This is a genomic window from Brucella sp. NBRC 14130, assembly GCF_040371715.1.
GTDB lineage: Bacteria > Pseudomonadota > Alphaproteobacteria > Rhizobiales > Rhizobiaceae > Brucella > Brucella intermedia.
This window is the reverse complement of the sequence record NZ_BAABTE010000011.1, coordinates 96,382-114,007: the sequence shown is the minus strand read 5'-3', so window position 1 is coordinate 114,007 and position 17,626 is coordinate 96,382. Positions and strand designations below refer to the sequence as shown.

The window sequence follows — 17,626 nt, the reverse complement described above, 5'->3', positions numbered from 1 at the left end:
TCAGGATCATGCTCCGAAAAGACAGGTTCAGAGCGCCGAACTGATTCAACCAGATCGAAGCGCGCTTTGAACGCCCGCTATCTTCTTTGGGCCCCGGCTGAATCCGGGGCCGCATCTGACCAATATTCGAGAGAATGACATGGATATCGTAGACCGCTTTCTAGCCTATACCCGCATCAACACGACCGCCGTGCCCAATGCGGGGAAACTCCCGTCGAGCGCCGGACAAACCGATCTCGCAAAGCTGCTTGCCAGCGAAATGCGCGCCATGGGGATGGAGGTTGAAGAGCGTGACCACTCGATCGTCGTCGGCACCTTGCCTGCCAATGTCCCGAACGGCGACCAGCGGTTTCCGACAATTCCCTGGGTCGCCCATCTCGATACGTCGAGCGAATATACGACCGACACCCACGCTCATGTCGTGGATTATAAGGGCGGCGATATCGTGCTCAACCAGGCCACCGGCGCTACCATGCGGCTGGCCGAGTTTCCTGAACTCGAACGCTATGTCGGTGACAGGATCATCGTGACGGACGGCACCAGCCTGCTGGGGGCCGACAACAAATCCGCCATCGCCGAGATCATGCATGCCATGCAGGTGCTGGCCGGCAATCCCGAAATCGAGCACGGTACGGTCAAGGTCGTTTTCGTCCCCGATGAGGAAATCGGATTGCTTGGCGCCAAGGCCCTCGACGTCGCTTCCCTCAATGCCGATTTCGCCTATACGCTCGACTGCTGTGCGGTTGGCGAGATCGTTTATGAGAACTGGAATGCCGGTGAGTTCCGCCTCACCTTCAAGGGCCAGCCGGCGCATCCGATGTCGGCCAAGGGCAAGTTGCGCAATGCCATTCTCTACGCCCAGCAATTCATCGCAATGATGCCGGGAGGCGAGCGTCCCGAATATACGGAAGGCACCGAGGGCTATTACTGGGCGAAGGGCATTCAGGGGGCGGTGGCGGAGACAACCCTTGTCATCGATATCCGCGATTTCACGAAGAACGGGTATGAGGCGCGCCGCGCCTTCATTGAAAACCTCGCCGCAAGCTTCAACCAGCTCCATGGCGAGGGCACGGTTCACGTGGACTACAAGGCCGTCTACCGCAACGCAGCCGAGAGCCTGCAAGGCGAAAATCGTTATCCGGTCGCGCTGGCGCTGGACGCCATGAAGGCAATAGGCGTGGAGCCGACGCCGCTGCCGATGCGCGGCGGTTATGACGGCGCTGTGCTTTCGGAAAAGGGATTGCCCTGCCCCAACCTGTTCTGCGGCGCGCACAACTTCCACTCGATCTACGAGTTCCTGCCGGTGGGTTCGCTCAACAAGGCCTCCGAAATGGTCATCGAGATTCTGAAGACTGCGCGGATCAACGGCAAAAACGCCGGTTGATCCGCTACGGCCTCAAATGCTGAGGAGACGTGAATTGTCTCGTCTCCTCGTTCGAGCGATCAGGCGCCGGAGCGGTCCGGGTTAGAGCATTTCCAGCAAACGGAACCGCTCTAATAGCCGATGGCGGCACCAGCGACGGCGCGGCTGTCTATGGCGCCGTAATAGCGGTTGTCGCCGCCCTTTTCGATGGCCGCCATGTTCTTGCCGCCGACGAGAATGCCTGCCGCCTCGCCCCAGACCGGCCAGTTATGGTCCTCGCCGACCGTATAGCCCATGCCGGTCAGCAGCCGGATCGTATCGGGCGAAAGCGCGTTCGCTTCCATATAGACCCGATCAGGCAGCCACTGGTGATGAATGCGGGGCGCATCGATAGCTTCCTGAATGTCCATGCCATGGTCGATGACACTCATGATCGCCTCCAGCGTGATCGTGATGATGCGCGAACCGCCGGGGCTGCCGATGACCATGAACGGCTTGCCATCCTTCGACACGATTGTGGGGCTCATAGAGGACAGCGGCGACTTGCGCGGTTCGATGGCATTGGCTTCGCCCTGTATGAGACCATAGAGATTGGCCACGCCCGGCTTGATGGTGAAGTCGTCCATCTCGTTGTTGAGCAGAATGCCGGTGCCTTCGGCCACCTTGGCCGTGCCGAACGAACCGTTCAGCGTGTAGGTCACGGCGACGGCATTGCCGTCCTTGTCCACAATGGAATAATGCGTGGTCTCGTTGGATTCCTTGAATTCGGCTGGCTTGAGCGCCTCGCTGACACCGGCGCGATAAGGATCGATACGGCTGCGAATTTCAGCGGCATAGGCCTTGCTGGTAAGCTTCTCGATCGGGTTCTTGATGAAATCCGGATCGCCCAGCGCCGTGTTGCGATCCACATAGGCGTGGCGCATCGCTTCCACCATCAAACGCGTGGTTTCCGCCGAGCCATAGCCCAGATAGGAAATCGGATAGCCCTCGAGCACGTTGAGGATTTCGCAGATGATCAGTCCGCCGGAGGAAGGCGGCGGCGAGGACACGATATCATAGCCGCGATAGCTGCACTTGACCGGTTCCAGTTCGCGGACCTTGTATTGTTCGAAATCCTCCTTGGCGAGAATGCCGCCATTTTCCTTGCTGGATTTGACGATCAGATCGGCAATATCTCCCTTGTAGAAGGCTGACGGGCCCTTTTCCGAAATGGCCGAGAGCGACTTCGCCAGATCCGGCTGGACGAGCTTCTCGCCAAGGCCGATCGGCTTTCCGTCCTTCAGGAAGATTTTTGCAGCAGCCGGGTCTTTCGCCAGTCTCTCATTGCCGTCGGCGAAGGAGAGAATATCACCCAGTTCCAGCGCAAAGCCGTCCTTCGCCAGTTTCACTGCGGGCTCGATCAGTTCCTCGCGCTTGCGGGTGCCGTATTTTTCGCGCGCTTCCTCGAGGCCGGCGACCGTGCCCGGCACACCCACGGCGAGATAGGTTTCAGTACTGGCGCCCTCGACCGGCTTGCCATCCTTGTCCAGATACATGGTCTTGGTCGCGGCGAGCGGCGCGCGCTCGCGAAAATCGAGGAATGTGCTCTTGCCGTCCTTGAAGCGGATCGTCATGAAACCGCCGCCGCCGAGATTGCCGGCCGTCGGATAAACGACCGCCAGCGCATAGCCGACCGCAACTGCCGCATCGACGGCATTGCCGCCGTTCTTCAGCACATCGATGCCGACCTGCGAGGCGAGATGCTGTGCCGTGACCACCATGCCGTTCTGGCCTTCGGCGGGGGCTGGCGATGCCGCATAAGCCGAAGGCAGATGACCTGCAACGGCAATGGCCGCGGCAAGGGAAAGCGATTTCAGTCTGTAATGCTGCATGTCTTTCCTCCCTTGTGTCCTCCCCAATGGGAGGCAAGACCACAGCGTCTGCAAAATCTTTCCCAAAAGCAAGTGTAAGAAATTGGCTCTATTTCAGCTTGCCGATCAGGCGTTGAACGATAATAATATTCAATATTCGGTTCAGGCGCTGCCACAGTTGCAGCCGGTTTCCTCTCCCTTCCCACGATGCGATCCATGTTCGATAGAGCCATCAGGAATAGCCGGAGCGCAAACCCCGTGCGTTTACGCCGTCATGTGTCGAACATGGCCAGTGTGCGTAACAGGTGGGCGAATGTAACGGAGCGGTTCGCATCGGGCTGGCTGTCGCCGGTGCCGTCGTTTCGCGGCAGGGCTTTGCGGACATTGGTGGGGCTGTAGCCGAAATGTTGCGTGAAAGCCCGCGTGAAATTGGCCGCGGTCTCGAAGCCCAGCAATTGCGCAATATCCGACACTTTGCGATTTTCCGAGGCATCGGCCAGCATTTCATGCGCCGCGAACAACCGCTTCTGGCGGATATAGTTGAGCACCCCGCCCGAGCCCTCGAACAGCTGATAGAGATGCGTGCGCGAGATCGCCAGCTCCCTGCTGAGCGCGTCGGGCGTGAGATCGCGGGACATGAGGTTTTTCTGAATAAAACGCCGGGCGCGGGTCATCAGCCCCAGAGAAGCGCCGTGCGCGTTCGCATCGCTCTCCCTCACCAGCGGAACGATGGTGTCGAACACGAGCTGGCGCAAGGCGTCGCGCAATTCTGGCAGGTCTTCGGCTGTTATGCGGTCCAGCCCGGTCTGGATTGTCGATACGAAATCGATGAGGAGCTTGGCGCGATAGCCTCCGAGCGTCGCATTGTTGCAGGCTTCCGGCATGCCGCCGAGGCCCGCGAACTGGTCGACCGGAATGATCAGCAGCACGGCTTCGGTCGCGAGCGCCCGACCGCGAAACGGGTAGCCGAACGAACGGATGTTGATCATGCCGGGTTCGTTTTCCGCCACCCGGCCATCCACCGAGGTCCACGAGCGGCCGGAGCGCAGGAAACTGATCTGCCAGTGATCTATCGGGCTGAAGCGAACTTTTTCCGGCGTGCGCTCGTAACTGAACGGAGGGGCTGCCTGTTCGATCAGCAGCATCCCGCGCAGGTCCCAGACTTTCTGGCTGACGGCAAAGCCGTCCCGGGCACTGACGCCTTCCGGCAAGCGCACATCATAGAGGGGAGCCACATGCTGCTGCCATGCGGAAAACTGCGCGGAGGGGTCCAATTGTTCGGTCGTAAAGACCAGCGGGGCCAGAATATTGGTGCTTCGGGCTTCTTCTCCAAGCCTCGCAAGCGGCACTCGCGCTGACTGGCGGCGCTCCACAAATTCCGGCTTCAGATCACTCGTGGCCTTGTCGCTCGGGGATGTCACGGCAACTCCCAAAACCAAACCGGGGGCCAGGGCGCGCAGACCGCATCCCAAGACCATGGCTGGATATTAGCATTTGCGCGTATAAAATCAAAATAAGCCGGAACATTATCTGTCAGCTATCCGTTGGAAGCGGCAGCCGGTATCCTCATGCACAGCGAAGACCTGTTTTTCCGGCTTCGCCCGGAACTGACCGGAATTGGTCTGTGACGGAAGATCATTGCATCCCATTTGATGAAAATTTTCATGAAAATCCGGCCAGAATATTAAAACGCATCCGATAGAAAGCACGGTAATAACAACCGGAGGCAATCGCATGAACAATGTATTTGCATATACTGTGCGCCGCGAAAGCTTGAAATGGGCTGCCGCTATAGTGGTTGGACTTTCCGCTTCATTATGCCTGACGGCGGGTGCAGAAGCCAAGGATGCCCGCAAGCAGAAAAGCGAAACGATTTCCGTTTATCGTGCCAAGGTCGAGACAAACGGGCAGGTTCGCTACAACAAGCCGGGATCAGCGAAAGTCATGAAGGTTTCCGCCTCGCAATATGCGAGCGGTACGTCCCTTGTGTGCACGCCGAGCGGTTTCGGGCAGAAATCCCGCTGCTTCAACCGCAACTAGGGTGAAGCGCGAAACGCGCCAGTCACACCGGCTCGCCGGAACTCCATACAGATCGGCGAGCCGGCATGTTCGCCTCGCGATCAGCTCGCATCGGCTTTCATGCGCGCCAGTCCCTTGCTTATGCGGTCGCCCCGCAGGAGCTTGGCGGCCTCGTCGGTCGGGCGCTGCGGATTGTTGCGGAACACGTACCATGTGCCGCCCAGCGAACGCTTCTGGTAGATGACGCCGTTCTTCTCGCGATGGAGGAAGCAGGTCGTGTCACCGTCGCCGCTCATCTTGTTGACCCAATAGGCCTGCAGGCAGAGCTTGCCATTGTCGGTGGCATACCAGCTCCCCTCGGCATAGGACCACGCCCTGCCCTTCTGCGACCAGGCGGTGAAGCGATGTCTGTCGGCGGAGAAATAGCCGCCGCCATCCTTCCATTTCCATGTTCTGCCGGAATAAAGCGCCTCAAGCGCCGTGGCTGACAGCGGCGATGCCGCCGCAGCCTCGATGGCGACCGGATCGTCGGCCTTCGGCTTCGGCGCTGCTTCCGCAGCACTTGCCACGAGAAGCACTGCCAAAGGGAGTACGGCCCGGAAAACGGACTGTGCCGTGCTGACGGTTCTAAAACGGATCGAAAACATTGTCGTAATCCTGTTCAGACGTTGGATCATTTCCAGCAAAGGTGCGATGCGGTTTCTCATCCGGGACGCACTTGCTTCGCCGGATCAGTCAAGCGGATGGTTTGCAACCCGCCAGTCGGGCCGACCCACACCACGTGGCCACGGATAGACTTCGCGGTCATTGAAGTAGACCGCCGCGGTCAGCGCGGGAAATTCGGCCTGCGGCTTGTTGGTTTCCTGCGCCCAGGCGCGGACATAGGCGTCGCTTCCCTCATAGCCGAGTTCGGCGATGACAATCGGCTTCTTGAAACCCACCACCCGGTCATAGCCCGGTTTGGCGCGTTCCACGAAGGTGGATGCCCGTCCCAGTTCCAGCATGTCGTAGGGTTCGTAACCGAATACGGAGAGGCCGATCACGTCGACATAACCATCGCCCGGATAATAGGCTTCCAACCCCTCCTCGCCCTTTGGCGACCACATATATTTGGCGTGTGGCAAGGATTTGCGGCAGACATTGACGACATGCTGATAGGCGCGGATATAGCCCTGCGCCGGCCAGTAGGACCAGGTGAACTGGCCTGCCTTGTCATCCATTTCCTGCGCCCAGCGAATGGTGACCGGGCTCTTCAGCTTCGAGGCAGCGGAACAGACCGCTGCCATGTTTGAATCGTAACGGCTACCCACAATGCCGCTCAGCAGATCGTCTGGCACCACGCGCCAGTCGCGGGCCCACGACCACGGTTCCACGGTGATCAGCAGCTCGCGGCCCCGTTCCTGCGCATAGGCGTCCGCCGCCGAAAGGCTTGTCAGGTCCACATCCTCCCACGGCAGGAACAGATGCTCGATGCGTGAATTGGGATCATTGGTGAAATCCCCGTGCGGATCATAGGCTCCGAAGGTGATGGATTGCGGAGTGATGACCGGGCGCTTGTCGTGGAACATGCTGCGGGTGTCGACAGTGGCACCCGAAACACCGCTGGCGGCGTAGACGGCTGTTGAAAGCAGCGCGCCGCAAAGAATGGCTGTTGCTAGTTTGTATGAGGTTTTCATCGCCGCCTCCTTTATTGCGTTGGCGATTGGGCAACGGGCAGCGCCAGATTCAGCGCTTCCCTGTCCGGTGTTATCGTTTCGATGGAGATGAGTTTGCGCGCCTCGTCATCCTTGTTTCCGCCCGCATGGCGGAAGACATACCAGACGCCGTCCGGCTCTCGTTTCTGATAGATGGTCCCATCGGCGATGCGGTGGGAGAAACAGGTCTTGTTGGGGAATACACCCTCATCCATATGCCACTTCGCATCGAAGCACATCTGCCCCGACCTTGTGATGCGCCAGCGGCCTTCGGCCCAGGCCTTGCCCTTCTCGCCATCGACCCGCGCGGTGAACCGGCGGTTCTGGCTTTCCATGCGCCCGGAACCATCGGTCCACTGCCAGCTCTTGTCGTGATAGAGCATGTAAAGCTCGGCAGGCGTCATCGGGCGGGCGCCGTCAGGCAGCCCATCCTTTGCGGATGGCGATGCACCGGCTGGCGCGCTGATCCCGGCAAGCACGATGAGGAGTGGCAGAACGCGCCTGCTCCGCAACGACAGGGTCCGCCCACCCTCAAACCTCGCCTCAAACTTCAAATGTTTCATTTGAACCTCCCACGACCTTGAGGTTGCGCGCACCCGCCAAAGGTTCTTGCGATTGACGGATGCGCGCCTGCGGCAGAACGTTTGTTGCTCTTCTTTCCTGCCGCTGTTGAACAGGATGGCCGATTGTCGAAATCCGGAAACCCAGGCTCCCGGCAATCGCCGGTGAAAAGACATTGCGCAGGTCGATGATTACCGGGTCCCGCATGGTCTGCTTCATCCGGGCGAGGTCGAGCTTGCGAATACTGTCCCATTCGGTCACGACCACGGCGGCGTCGGCCATGTTCAGGCAGTCATAGGGGTCGTCATGGAACTCGACGTCGCTGAGCAGGCGGCGGGCATTCTCCATCCCCGCCGGATCATAGGCGCGAATGCTGGCGCCAAAACGCTGCAAGGTTTCGACAAGCGGAATGGACGGTGCGTCGCGCATGTCGTCCGTGTCGGGCTTGAACGTCAGGCCGAGGATGGCAATCGTGCGGCCTTCGGCGCTGCCGCCAAGCGCATCCAGCACCTTCAGCGCCATGCGGCGCTTGCGCGCTTCATTGACCGTGACCGTTTCCTCGACCAGCCGCAGGGCCACCCCGTGGTCCTGGGCGGTGCGCAGCAGCGCAAGCGTATCCTTCGGGAAACAGGAGCCGCCATAGCCCGGCCCCGCATTCAGGAAACTGGTCCCGATACGCTTGTCCAGCCCCATGCCGAGCGCCAGTTCGCTGACATCGCTGCCGACTTCCTCACACAGATCCGCCAGCTCGTTGATGAAGGTGATCTTGGTGGCGAGAAAGGCGTTGGCGGCATATTTGATGAGTTCCGCCGTCCGCCGCTGCGTGATCAGGATCGGCGTCTGCCGGGGTTCGAGCGGCGGAGCGTAAAGGGCCACCAGCATGGAGCGCGCGCGCTCATCCTCGACGCCGATCACGACGCGGTCCGGCTCCAGAAAATCGCCGATGGCCACGCCCTCGCGCAGAAACTCGGGATTGGATGCGACGGAGAAACTTCCCGGCCTTTTGACCGAACCGATGATCTTCTGCACCACATCGCCAGTGCCGACCGGAACGGTGGACTTGATCACCACGACGCTATGATCGTCGATCAGCGGGGCGAGTTCACGAGCGGCCATATAGACAAAGGACAGGTCGGCATCCCCGTGGCCAGCGCGCGCAGGCGTTCCCACGGCAATGAAGACAACCGACGCGCCCTTGACGGCCTCCGCCAGATCGGTCGTGAAACGGAGCCGCCCAAAGGCGAAGTTGCGTTCCACCAGCTCCTCCAGCCCCGGCTCGTAGATCGGCACGATGCCGCGTTCCAGCCGGACGATCTTCCGCTCGTCCTTGTCGACACAGACGACTTCGTGTCCCCAGGCCGCGAAACACACGCCACTGACCAATCCGACATAGCCCGTACCGATGACAGCGATCTTCATAATCGTCGCGCCTCTTTCGCCTAGTTTACTGCGCTGGCCGCACCGGTGCGCCAGCGTGGGTTGAAGACTGTACGGTGAACGTCGCGCCCGCCTCTGCCAGCCCCTGCAACCGAGAAGCGGTCGTCAAAGAGCGTGAAGCTTTTCGTGCCCCAGCTCAGAGCCTCGATGCCGTCGCGCCCGCGTTCGGCAGTGGTGAAGCCGGTCAGCGCCACCAGCGCCGTGAAACTGCATGCCATGGCGGGTCGATAGAGGCGGCTCGTCATCCGCACCTGATTTTCCCGCGTGTGCTGGATGACGATCATCGCCATCAGGAACAGGTAGAGACACGCATTGAGGATGGCGAAGACGAAGAAGCCGCGCGTCTGGTCCGCCTCGCTGACGAGAAGCACCGGCAGGATGGACAGGCCGGAGATCAGCGCATAGGGCGCGATCACCCGCAGCGGCACCGGATCGACTTCCGACGAACCTTTCGGCGTGACGCGGAAATCGACAAAGGAACCGGTCAGCCAGTCGCGAAGGGCGGCGAAGGTTCCAGCCATAAGCCAGGGCCAGCGCGCCAGCAGGAACAGCATCGCTTCCCAACTGAGAATCCTTCCGTCCACCGGGCGGAACGTCTTGCTGGACCGCCACCAGAATGCCAGCATCAGGGTGACGAGCGATAGCGGCAGGAAATGCGTCAGGAAGGCGGGATAGGTGACGCTGACGAAATTGTCGCCATAGCACAGGATGGCAATGGGCAGGACGAATGCCAGCGACAGAAAGAATGCGTAGAGCGGATACCAGAGCTGCGAGAACAGGAACTGGAACTTGAGGCGCAGCGGCAGCCGGCCGATCAGCGCCGGCGTATATTGCAGCAGGATCATCACGAGGCTGCGCGACCACTGGAATTCCTGCGTCACAAGATCGGCGAAGGTGCGCGGGCCGTCGCCATGGGCAATGGCATCCAGCGCATGAACGCCGTGCCAGCCATGCGCATTCATGAACAGGGTCGTAGAATGATCTTCGGCGAGTTCGGGTCCAAGACCGCCAATTTCCTTCAGAGCCGCCGTGCGCACCGCATAGTGCGAACCGATGCAGAGCGGAGCAAAGCCGCCATTGTAACCGGCCTGCAGCGAGCCGTGCATGCTGGCCTCGGCATAGAGGCGTCCGCGCGCCGACCAGCTTTCGTGGGCGTTGCGGTCGCAGATGCTCGGCGCCGAAACATAACCGACCGAGGGATCGGCGAAGGGCCGCAGAATGTTGAAGAGATAGCCCGGCTCAGGCACATGATCGGCATCGAGCTGCGACACGAAATCATAGCGCTCATAGCCATAGTGATCGTAGAAGAAGGCGAGATTGCCTTCCTTGCACCGGGTGCGGCGCGGCCAGCTTTGCCGATGATAGTCGGCACGTCCCTTGCGCGTGGAAACGTACACGCCATGTTCCCGGCACCAGGCAAGCGTCGCGGGCGAAGGGTCCTCATCGGCAAGCCAGGTATCGTGCGGCACATCCTGCGCCAGCATGGCGCGCAAGGTTTCAGCCACCACCTCGAACGGCTCAGACGGCGCCTTGGTGACGACCATGGCAACGCGGCTTCCGGCGGGGATGCGAAGCGGCCCGGTCGGGCGCGCCGCGTGGAAGAAAATGGTGATGAAATAAAGCGGCAGGATCGTGATCCAGGCCAGGAGCGCCGTCACCAGAATATAACCCGCAAGGTGATTGGGCGTGGCGCTGATGAGCCACCATTGCCAGAAATAGGCGAGGGTGAAGGCCCAGAGGACAATGCCAACCACATACTCCACCCGCTTGCGGCCAGTGAAGATCGGCGCCAGCAAGGGTTCCGTCTCGCCTGTATCGCAACCAGTGACTGGATGAAGATCGCGCCGTGTCATGTCCGCATCTCCAGCCCAAAGAAGGGCGCAGCCGTGCGGATGATCGTGTCGAGATCGGAATGGAGCGTGCGGAAGCCGAGCTTTGCCGCAGCCTCCGACGGATCGGCATAAAGCACGGGCGGGTCGCCCGCCCGGCGCGGCCGCATTTCGACGGGCACCCTGCGGCCGGTCAGCCGATCTATGGCATCCACGATTTCCCTGATGGATGTTCCGCGCCCGGTTCCCAGATTGAGAACGAGGTTTCCGCCGCCATTCAGAAGATGTTCGACCGCAAGCACATGCGCCCGCGCCAGATCGACGACATGAATATAGTCGCGGATGCAGGTGCCATCCGGCGTTTCGTAATCATCGCCGTAAACTTCGAGGCAATCGGCCTTTCCCGCCGCAGCCAGCATGGCGCGCGGTATCAGATGGGTTTCGGGATCGTGCCTTTCGCCCAGTTCTCCATCCAGATCGGCGCCGCAGGCGTTGAAATAGCGCAGTGCCGCATAGGGCAAGCCATAGGCTGCCGAATAATCGGCCAGCATATGTTCGGCGATCAGCTTCGTGCGCCCATAGGGGTTGATGGGACGCTGCATTTCACCCTCGCGGATCGGCAGCGCATCCGGAATGCCATAGGTGGCGCAGCTCGATGAAAAGATGACGGGGCGTCCGCCCGTCAGGCGGCTGGCCTCCAGGACGGACTGGATGCCGCCGACATTGTTGCGATAATATTTCGCGGGGTCCGTGACGGATTCCCACACATAGGCCGAGGCCGCAAAGTGGATGATGGCTGCCGGATCAAAGGTCGTGATGGCGGCGACAAGCTGATCCTGGGAAAGCGTGTCGCCCTCGACAAACTCGCCCCAGCGCACGGAAGACCGGTGACCCGTCGACAGGTTGTCGTAGACGACCGGCGAGAATCCGCTCTCATGCAGAAGCTTCGCCGTATGGCTTCCGATGAAGCCCGCACCGCCGGTGACGAGTATGGTCGGCCGTGTCATCTCGCCACCTCGAAAAGCTCGCCCGTCGGCCTGACAAGCTGGCGTTCGAAATAGGCGATCGTCTGCTTCAGCCCTTCGACAAGCGCTATCTGCGGTTCCCAGCCAAGCTCGCGCTTGGCGAGCATGATGTCCGGACGGCGCTGGCGTGGATCGTCGGTCGGCAGCGGACGATAGACGATCCGCGATGACGAACCAGTCAGCGCAATGATCTGCTCGGCGAGTTCACGCACGGTGAATTCTCCCGGATTGCCCAGATTGACGGGCTTGCGGACCTGACTGTTCATCAGCCGGCTGAAGCCTTCGATCAGGTCATCGACATAGCAGAAGGAACGGGTCTGCGAGCCGTCGCCATAGATGGTGATGTCTTCGCGCTTGAGGGCCTGAACGATGAAGTTCGACACGACGCGCCCGTCGTCGGGCCGCATGCGCGGGCCATAGGTGTTGAAGATGCGCACGATGCGGATATCGACGCCATATTGCTTGTGAAAATCGTAGAACAGCGTTTCGGCGGAGCGCTTGCCGTCGTCATAGCAGGACCGGGGGCCGAAGGAATTGACATTGCCCCAATAGGCTTCCGGCTGCGGATGCGTCTGCGGATCGCCGTAGACTTCCGAAGTCGATGCCTGAAAAATCCGGGCCTGGTAATGCGCTGCAAGCTCAAGCAGGTTGAGCGAGCCGATGACGCTCGTCTTCATCGTATGCACCGGATCGGCCTGATAATGCGGCGGCGAAGCCGGGCAGGCCAGATTGTAGATCTCGTCCACCGGCAGATCGATCGGGTTGACGATATCGTGGCGCACGAAGCTGAACGTGTCGTAACGCAGGAGATTGCGCAGGTTCTCAAGCCGCCCCGTCGAAAAATTATCGACGCAGACGACGAAGTTGCCTTCGTTCAGAAGACGTTCGCAAAGATGAGAGCCAAGAAACCCCGCGCCACCGGCGACAAGGATGCGCCGCGTCGACATGCGCATGGCAGATATACCCGATGATCTGAAGTTTATACTCACGAGAACCTCCAACGCCAATTCTTCAACAAGCGATCCCGCAAAAACACAAAGCATCTTCATCAACACGCTTGAATAGAAACGTGCTGTTCGGTGATTTATGCTTGCTCTACCAGATGATTGAAGATAGCGGCGCTGGAGACCAGAGTCGTTAGCGTAGAATCCGGAAACTTATCCTTGCGTCCATTTTTGAAGAGCCTTTATTGCTCTAGTTCCGCGCCTGCAACTGCGCGAAATGGGCAAGCATCCGGTCCGGATCGGCTTTGATGCCGCTGAAGAGCTCGAATGCGCCGACCGCCTGAAACACAGCCATCCCGCCGCCGTCGAGCACGCGACATCCGCGCTCCTTCGCAAGCCGGACCAGCGGCGTCTGCAATGGAAAATAGACGATATCCGAAACCCAGAGGTGAGGCTGCACCAGCGCGGGCGCGAGCGGCAGGCCGGGATGGGCATCCATGCCCGTGGGCGTCGCGTGGACCAGACCGGATGCACCCGCCAGCGTCCCCTCCAGATCGGAACCTGCAATGAAACTGCATTGCGGCTGCACCGCAACGAGCTTGCCGATGACCGCATCGACCTTCGCGGCGTCGAGGTCGAAGATGTGCACTTCCCGCGCCCCCATCTCGGCGAGCGCATAGGCGACCGCAACCCCGGCCCCACCCGCACCGAGCAGCACCACACGCGCCAGCGACGCACCCGGCAGGCCGCGACGAAACCCTTCCGCATAGCCCCACCAGTCGGTGTTGTGACCGATGCGCCTGCCATCGGAAAACACCACCGTGTTGATCGATTGCAGGGCAAAAGCATGGGGCGAAAGTTCATCGACCAGCGCCACCGCCGCCTGCTTGCAGGGGTGGGTGATGTTGAGACCGGAAAAACCTGCAGCCTCGGCCTCCGCGACAAGCGCGGGCAGATCGCTGGCTGAGCGCCCCTTCTCGGCAAGATCGATAATGTCGTAGCGATAGGCGAGACCCGCCGCCTCGCCTTCCCGCATATGCATTGCCGGTGAGAGCGAACGCTGGATATTCGCGCCGATCAGGCCCACATGAACACGGCGTTTCGTCACTTCACTTCTCAATTCCATTCTCCACAGGATCGGACGGCGCGCCGACCCCCGCTATTCCGGGCTTTTCAAAAGGGCGATGATCGTATCGCTGATCAGGCGGCGATGCCGCGCCTTCACGTCGGAGGCCATCAGGTCGGTGCCGAAGATCGCGCCGAATGTGTGCCTGTTGGACACGCGGAAGAAGCACTGCGCGCTGATCAGCATGTGGAGGTCGAGCGCGGAAATGCGCCGCTGGAAAACGCCCTGCTCGCGCCCGCGTTCGAGGATTTTCTCGATCGTTTCCAGAATGGTCACATTCTGGCGCGACAGGACGTCGGAGCGCTCCATATGTTCGGCGCGGTGAATGTTTTCCACCGCGACCAGCCGCACGAAATCCGGATTGGCGTCGTCATGGTCGAAAGTGCTTTCCACCAGACTGCGCATGGCGGATTCCGGGTCCTGATCGTCGAGCGACAGCGAGCTTTCGAGCGCACGTATCTTTCCATAGGCCCGTTCCAGCACGGCGAGATAAAGCCCCTCCTTGCTGCCGAAATAATAATAGATCATGCGCTTGGACGTGCGGGTCTGCGCCGCGATCTCGTCCACGCGGGCGCCGGAAAATCCCGATGCCACGAACTCCCGCCCCGCAACGTCGAGAATATTTTCCCGCGTTGCATCCGGGTCGTTCTTGCGCGTCTGCGCCTTGGCGAGCGCCTTTGCCATGGTTCCCTCTCCCCCAGCGATCAAAGTGCCGCTGCACTTTTCGGCATGCCCGCCGGGCGCATGTAGCGCCGCAGCGCCGCAATGCGGAAGATCGCATTGGCCGCGCCATACCCTTTGTAGCCCTGCCTTTGCACGACTTCGAAAAAGAAACCCTGATCGTCGGTCGGGCTATAGAGCTGGAAATATTCGCCGCTCTCGTCGCGGTCATAAAGCACGTTCGCAGCCTTGAGCCGGTCGGTGAATTCCGGGTCAAGACCGAGCCGCGCTTCCAGATCGTCGTAATAATTCGGCGAGATTTCCAGCGTGTGGAAGCCGTTGTCACGCAGGGCCGCAGCCGTCGCGAAGATATCGTCCGTGGCAAAGGCCAGATGCTGGATGCCCGAGCCGAAGGTTTCGGCGATGAAGCGACCCGCCAGTGTGCGGCGGTTTTCCGCGCCGTTGAGCGTGATGCGCAGCGTTCCCTCATCGTTTTCCACCACCTGGCTGCGCACGACGCCGCCCGGATCGACGATATCGACCATGGGCGATTTCCGCGATTCCGTGAGCGAGGTATAGAAGAGGAGCCAGGTCAGAAGCTCATCGAACTTCATCGTCTGGGCAACATGATCGATGCGGGTGAGGCCGACACCAGCCCCCGTTTCACTGCCTGCAACCGGCTCGAACTCGATATCGAAGATGCGGGCCAGATCGGTCTTTTCGTCAAGAAAATAGACCAGCCCGCCGCCGACGCCACGAATGGCGGGCATGGCGATTTCGCCCGGATCGAGCGGTTGTTCAAAATTCTCCGCACCCATGGCAACGGCGCGTGCATGGGCTTGCGCCGCATCGTCCACGACGAGGCCCATTGCATAGGCTGCGGTGCCGTGAACGGCATAGGCCGAGCTTGCAAAGCCGCGCGTATCGGTATTGATGACGAGGTTGATGTCACCCTGCCGGTAGAGCACCACCTCTTTCGTACGATGCTTGCCAGCGAGCCTGAAGCCCAGCGCGCCGACAGCCGCGACGAGCCGTTCGGCATCTTCGGCATGGGTGGCAAACTCGACAAAGCCGACCCGGTGCACCTTTGCGCGGGGCGGCATGGCGGCGACCGTCAGCCTGTTGTCCGGCTCGACCCGGCGAACCTGATCGCCAAGATAGATCAGCGAACGGCGTCCGTCGGCAGCGATCGTGGCGGGCGATCCGCCACGGAACTGGTCGTTGAAGATTTCCAGCGAGAAATAGCCGTCATAGCCGGTCGCGGCCACCGCACGCATGAAATCCAGCACCGGCAGATCGCCCTCGCCCGGCATGTTGCGATAATGGCGGCTCCAGTAAAGCAGGTCCATGTCGATCAGAGGCGCATCCGCCATCTGGATGATGAAAAGCTTGTCCTTCGGAATGGAGCGGATCGAATTGACGTCGATCTTGCGCGCCAGCGTGTGAAAACTGTCGAGGATCAGCCCGACATTGGGATGGTCGGCGCGGCGCACGATCTCCCATGCATCGCGGTGGTCGCTGATATGGCGGCCCCAGGCGAGCGCCTCGTAACCGACGCGCAGATTGCGCCGCGCCGCCCGCTCGCCAAGCTCGCGAAAATCATCTGCGGCGCGGTCAATGCCGCCAATGGCAGCTGGCGACACGTTGGAGCAGACCAGAACGAGATCGGTGCCCAGCTCCTGCATCAGGTCGAACTTGCGTTCGGCGCGGTCGAAAGTGCGGCTGCGCAGGGGTTCGGGCATGCCTTCAAAATCGCGGAAAGGCTGGAAAAGCGTGATCTCCAACCCCAGGTCGCGCGCCATCTGGCCCACCTGACGCGGGCTTTCGTCAAAGGTGAGAAAATCATTCTCGAAAATCTCCACCCCGTCGAAACCGGCCTTGGCGATGGCTCCCAGTTTCTGCTGGAGATCGCCGCTGATGGAGACGGTTGCTATCGAAGTCTTCATGTCACGCTCCTGTCTCCGGCCTGACCGGAGTTTCCTGCCAGTCCCGGGCAAACCCGCCCGGAACCGTTTCATTCAGTATCGGCCTGCACCGTACTGTTTTAATTTCCGCCGCGAACCTTCTTCAATTCGGCAAACAGCTCATTGACGGTTTCCGCACCGATTTCGGCACTGAACTTGTCGATGATCGGCTTCACCGCATCGCGCAGGCGCGCGGTTTCTTCCGGCGTCAGTTCGGTCACCTGCATGCCCGTCTTCTTGATCTCGTCCAGCGCCGTTGCATCCTGCTCACGCGAAACCTTGCGCTGATAATCGCGCGCCTCGACCGCCGCCTGTTCGATCACCGCCTTTTCCTCATCGTTGAGGCGATCCCAGAACTTCTTGCTGATCATCACGATCTGCGGATTGTACTGGTGGCGCGTCAGCGTCAGATATTTCTGCACTTCATAGAACTTGGCGTTGATGATGTTGGCATTGGGATTTTCCTGCCCGTCGACGGTGCCGGTTTCAAGCGCCGTGTAAAGCTCGGTATAGGGCAGCGGCACCGCATTGGCGCCAAGCGTATTGAACAGGGCGACAGGAACCGGCGATTGCAGGGTGCGGATCTTCAGCCCGGCAATATCCTCCAGTTTCGCGACGGGATGGCGGTTGTTGGTCAGGTTGCGGAAGCCGAGTTCCCAATAGGCAAGCCCGACCAGCCCCGTATCGGGCAGGCGCTTCAGGAGGTTGGTGCCGAACGGGCCATCCATGACCTTGTCGGCTTCCTCGCCGCTGTTGAACAGGAATGGCAGATCGACGGCCTCGAATGCCTTGACGGTGCTGGACAGGATACCCGCATTCATCACCGTCATTTCCACCACGCCGCCCTGCAAGCCGGAAAGCGTCTGCGGATCGCTGCCCAGCACACCGCCGGGAAACAGTTTCACGTTGATCTGCCCGCCGCTCTTTTCTTTCACCAGCTCGGCAAATTTCTCCATGCCGGTGACCTGCGGATGGCCCTTGCTGTTGGCGGCGGCAAACTTGATGGTCTGCGAACGGATTTCGGCCATGGCCGTGGTCGTCATCAGGGCCAGCGGCAGAACCATGCCCAATGCCATTGTCTTCAGTATGTTCTTCATGTCTTCCTCCCACTCGTTATTTCAATGTCTTCAGGGCCGCATCACGCGGCGCCCGTT

15 protein-coding genes are annotated in these 17,626 nt (G+C 60.5%); 2 read left to right on the top strand and 13 right to left on the bottom strand.

Features of this window, described 5'->3' with window-relative positions:
- Positions 1 to 139: 139 nt before the first annotated feature.
- A complete protein-coding gene (gene pepT / locus ABWW28_RS20225; protein ID WP_353391863.1) occupies positions 140 to 1,384 on the top strand; it encodes a peptidase T in 1,245 nt (414 codons plus the stop codon).
- Between the two features lie 110 nt (positions 1,385 to 1,494).
- Here the strand turns inward: pepT and ggt are convergent, their stop codons facing one another.
- Positions 1,495 to 3,234 (bottom strand): gamma-glutamyltransferase, encoded by a 1,740-nt coding sequence (ggt, locus tag ABWW28_RS20220; protein ID WP_113342386.1) that lies wholly within the window; start codon positions 3,232 to 3,234, stop codon positions 1,495 to 1,497.
- Between the two features lie 251 nt (positions 3,235 to 3,485).
- Positions 3,486 to 4,634 carry a helix-turn-helix domain-containing protein gene (locus ABWW28_RS20215; protein ID WP_244637692.1) on the bottom strand — a complete coding sequence of 383 codons (1,149 nt, stop codon included), beginning with the start codon at positions 4,632 to 4,634 and terminating at the stop codon, positions 3,486 to 3,488.
- Positions 4,635 to 4,947: 313 nt separating this feature from the next.
- On the opposite strand from ABWW28_RS20215, the gene ABWW28_RS20210 reads away from it, so the two are divergent.
- On the top strand, positions 4,948 to 5,253 hold the full coding sequence (locus tag ABWW28_RS20210; RefSeq protein ID WP_006469554.1) for a hypothetical protein: 306 nt from the start codon (positions 4,948 to 4,950) through the stop codon (positions 5,251 to 5,253).
- Positions 5,254 to 5,333: 80 nt separating this feature from the next.
- On the opposite strand, the gene ABWW28_RS20205 is transcribed toward ABWW28_RS20210, so the two are convergent.
- The 11 genes from ABWW28_RS20205 to ABWW28_RS20155 all read right to left on the bottom strand — a co-directional run bounded on the left by ABWW28_RS20205 (position 5,334) and on the right by ABWW28_RS20155 (position 17,569).
- The gene (locus ABWW28_RS20205; RefSeq protein ID WP_113342388.1) at positions 5,334 to 5,879 is read right to left on the bottom strand and encodes a DUF995 domain-containing protein; all 546 of its coding nucleotides are present in this window, start codon (positions 5,877 to 5,879) and stop codon (positions 5,334 to 5,336) included.
- Between the two features lie 84 nt (positions 5,880 to 5,963).
- Entirely contained in the window at positions 5,964 to 6,908 is a 945-nt protein-coding gene (locus ABWW28_RS20200) for a glycoside hydrolase family 26 protein (RefSeq protein ID WP_176588256.1), read from the bottom strand.
- A gap of 11 nt (positions 6,909 to 6,919) precedes the next feature.
- Positions 6,920 to 7,489, bottom strand: a complete 570-nt coding sequence (locus ABWW28_RS20195) for a DUF995 domain-containing protein (RefSeq protein ID WP_113342390.1) — start codon at positions 7,487 to 7,489, stop codon at positions 6,920 to 6,922.
- Positions 7,470 to 8,906 (bottom strand): UDP-glucose dehydrogenase family protein, encoded by a 1,437-nt coding sequence (locus ABWW28_RS20190; protein ID WP_113342391.1) that lies wholly within the window; start codon positions 8,904 to 8,906, stop codon positions 7,470 to 7,472. The genes ABWW28_RS20195 and ABWW28_RS20190 overlap by 20 nt, the downstream gene beginning before the upstream one ends.
- Positions 8,907 to 8,926: 20 nt before the next feature.
- Positions 8,927 to 10,777: a glycosyltransferase gene (locus ABWW28_RS20185; protein WP_113342392.1), complete on the bottom strand. Its 1,851-nt coding sequence runs from the start codon at positions 10,775 to 10,777 to the stop codon at positions 8,927 to 8,929.
- Positions 10,774 to 11,760 (bottom strand): UDP-glucose 4-epimerase GalE, encoded by a 987-nt coding sequence (galE, locus tag ABWW28_RS20180; RefSeq protein WP_176588254.1) that lies wholly within the window; start codon positions 11,758 to 11,760, stop codon positions 10,774 to 10,776. The genes ABWW28_RS20185 and galE overlap by 4 nt, the downstream gene beginning before the upstream one ends.
- Positions 11,757 to 12,725, bottom strand: coding sequence for a UDP-glucuronic acid decarboxylase family protein (locus tag ABWW28_RS20175; RefSeq protein ID WP_353391881.1), 969 nt, complete (start codon positions 12,723 to 12,725; stop codon positions 11,757 to 11,759). Before ABWW28_RS20175 ends, galE begins: the two co-directional genes overlap by 4 nt.
- Before the next feature lie 247 nt (positions 12,726 to 12,972).
- On the bottom strand, positions 12,973 to 13,848 hold the full coding sequence (locus tag ABWW28_RS20170; RefSeq protein WP_176026665.1) for a shikimate dehydrogenase: 876 nt from the start codon (positions 13,846 to 13,848) through the stop codon (positions 12,973 to 12,975).
- A gap of 33 nt (positions 13,849 to 13,881) precedes the next feature.
- Entirely contained in the window at positions 13,882 to 14,532 is a 651-nt protein-coding gene (locus ABWW28_RS20165; protein WP_006470784.1) for a TetR/AcrR family transcriptional regulator, read from the bottom strand.
- 20 nt (positions 14,533 to 14,552) lie between these two features.
- Positions 14,553 to 16,454, bottom strand: coding sequence for a bifunctional sugar phosphate isomerase/epimerase/4-hydroxyphenylpyruvate dioxygenase family protein (locus ABWW28_RS20160; RefSeq protein WP_113342394.1), 1,902 nt, complete (start codon positions 16,452 to 16,454; stop codon positions 14,553 to 14,555).
- Between the two features lie 98 nt (positions 16,455 to 16,552).
- Positions 16,553 to 17,569 carry a TRAP transporter substrate-binding protein gene (locus ABWW28_RS20155; protein WP_113342395.1) on the bottom strand — a complete coding sequence of 339 codons (1,017 nt, stop codon included), beginning with the start codon at positions 17,567 to 17,569 and terminating at the stop codon, positions 16,553 to 16,555.
- Positions 17,570 to 17,626 lie beyond the last annotated feature (57 nt).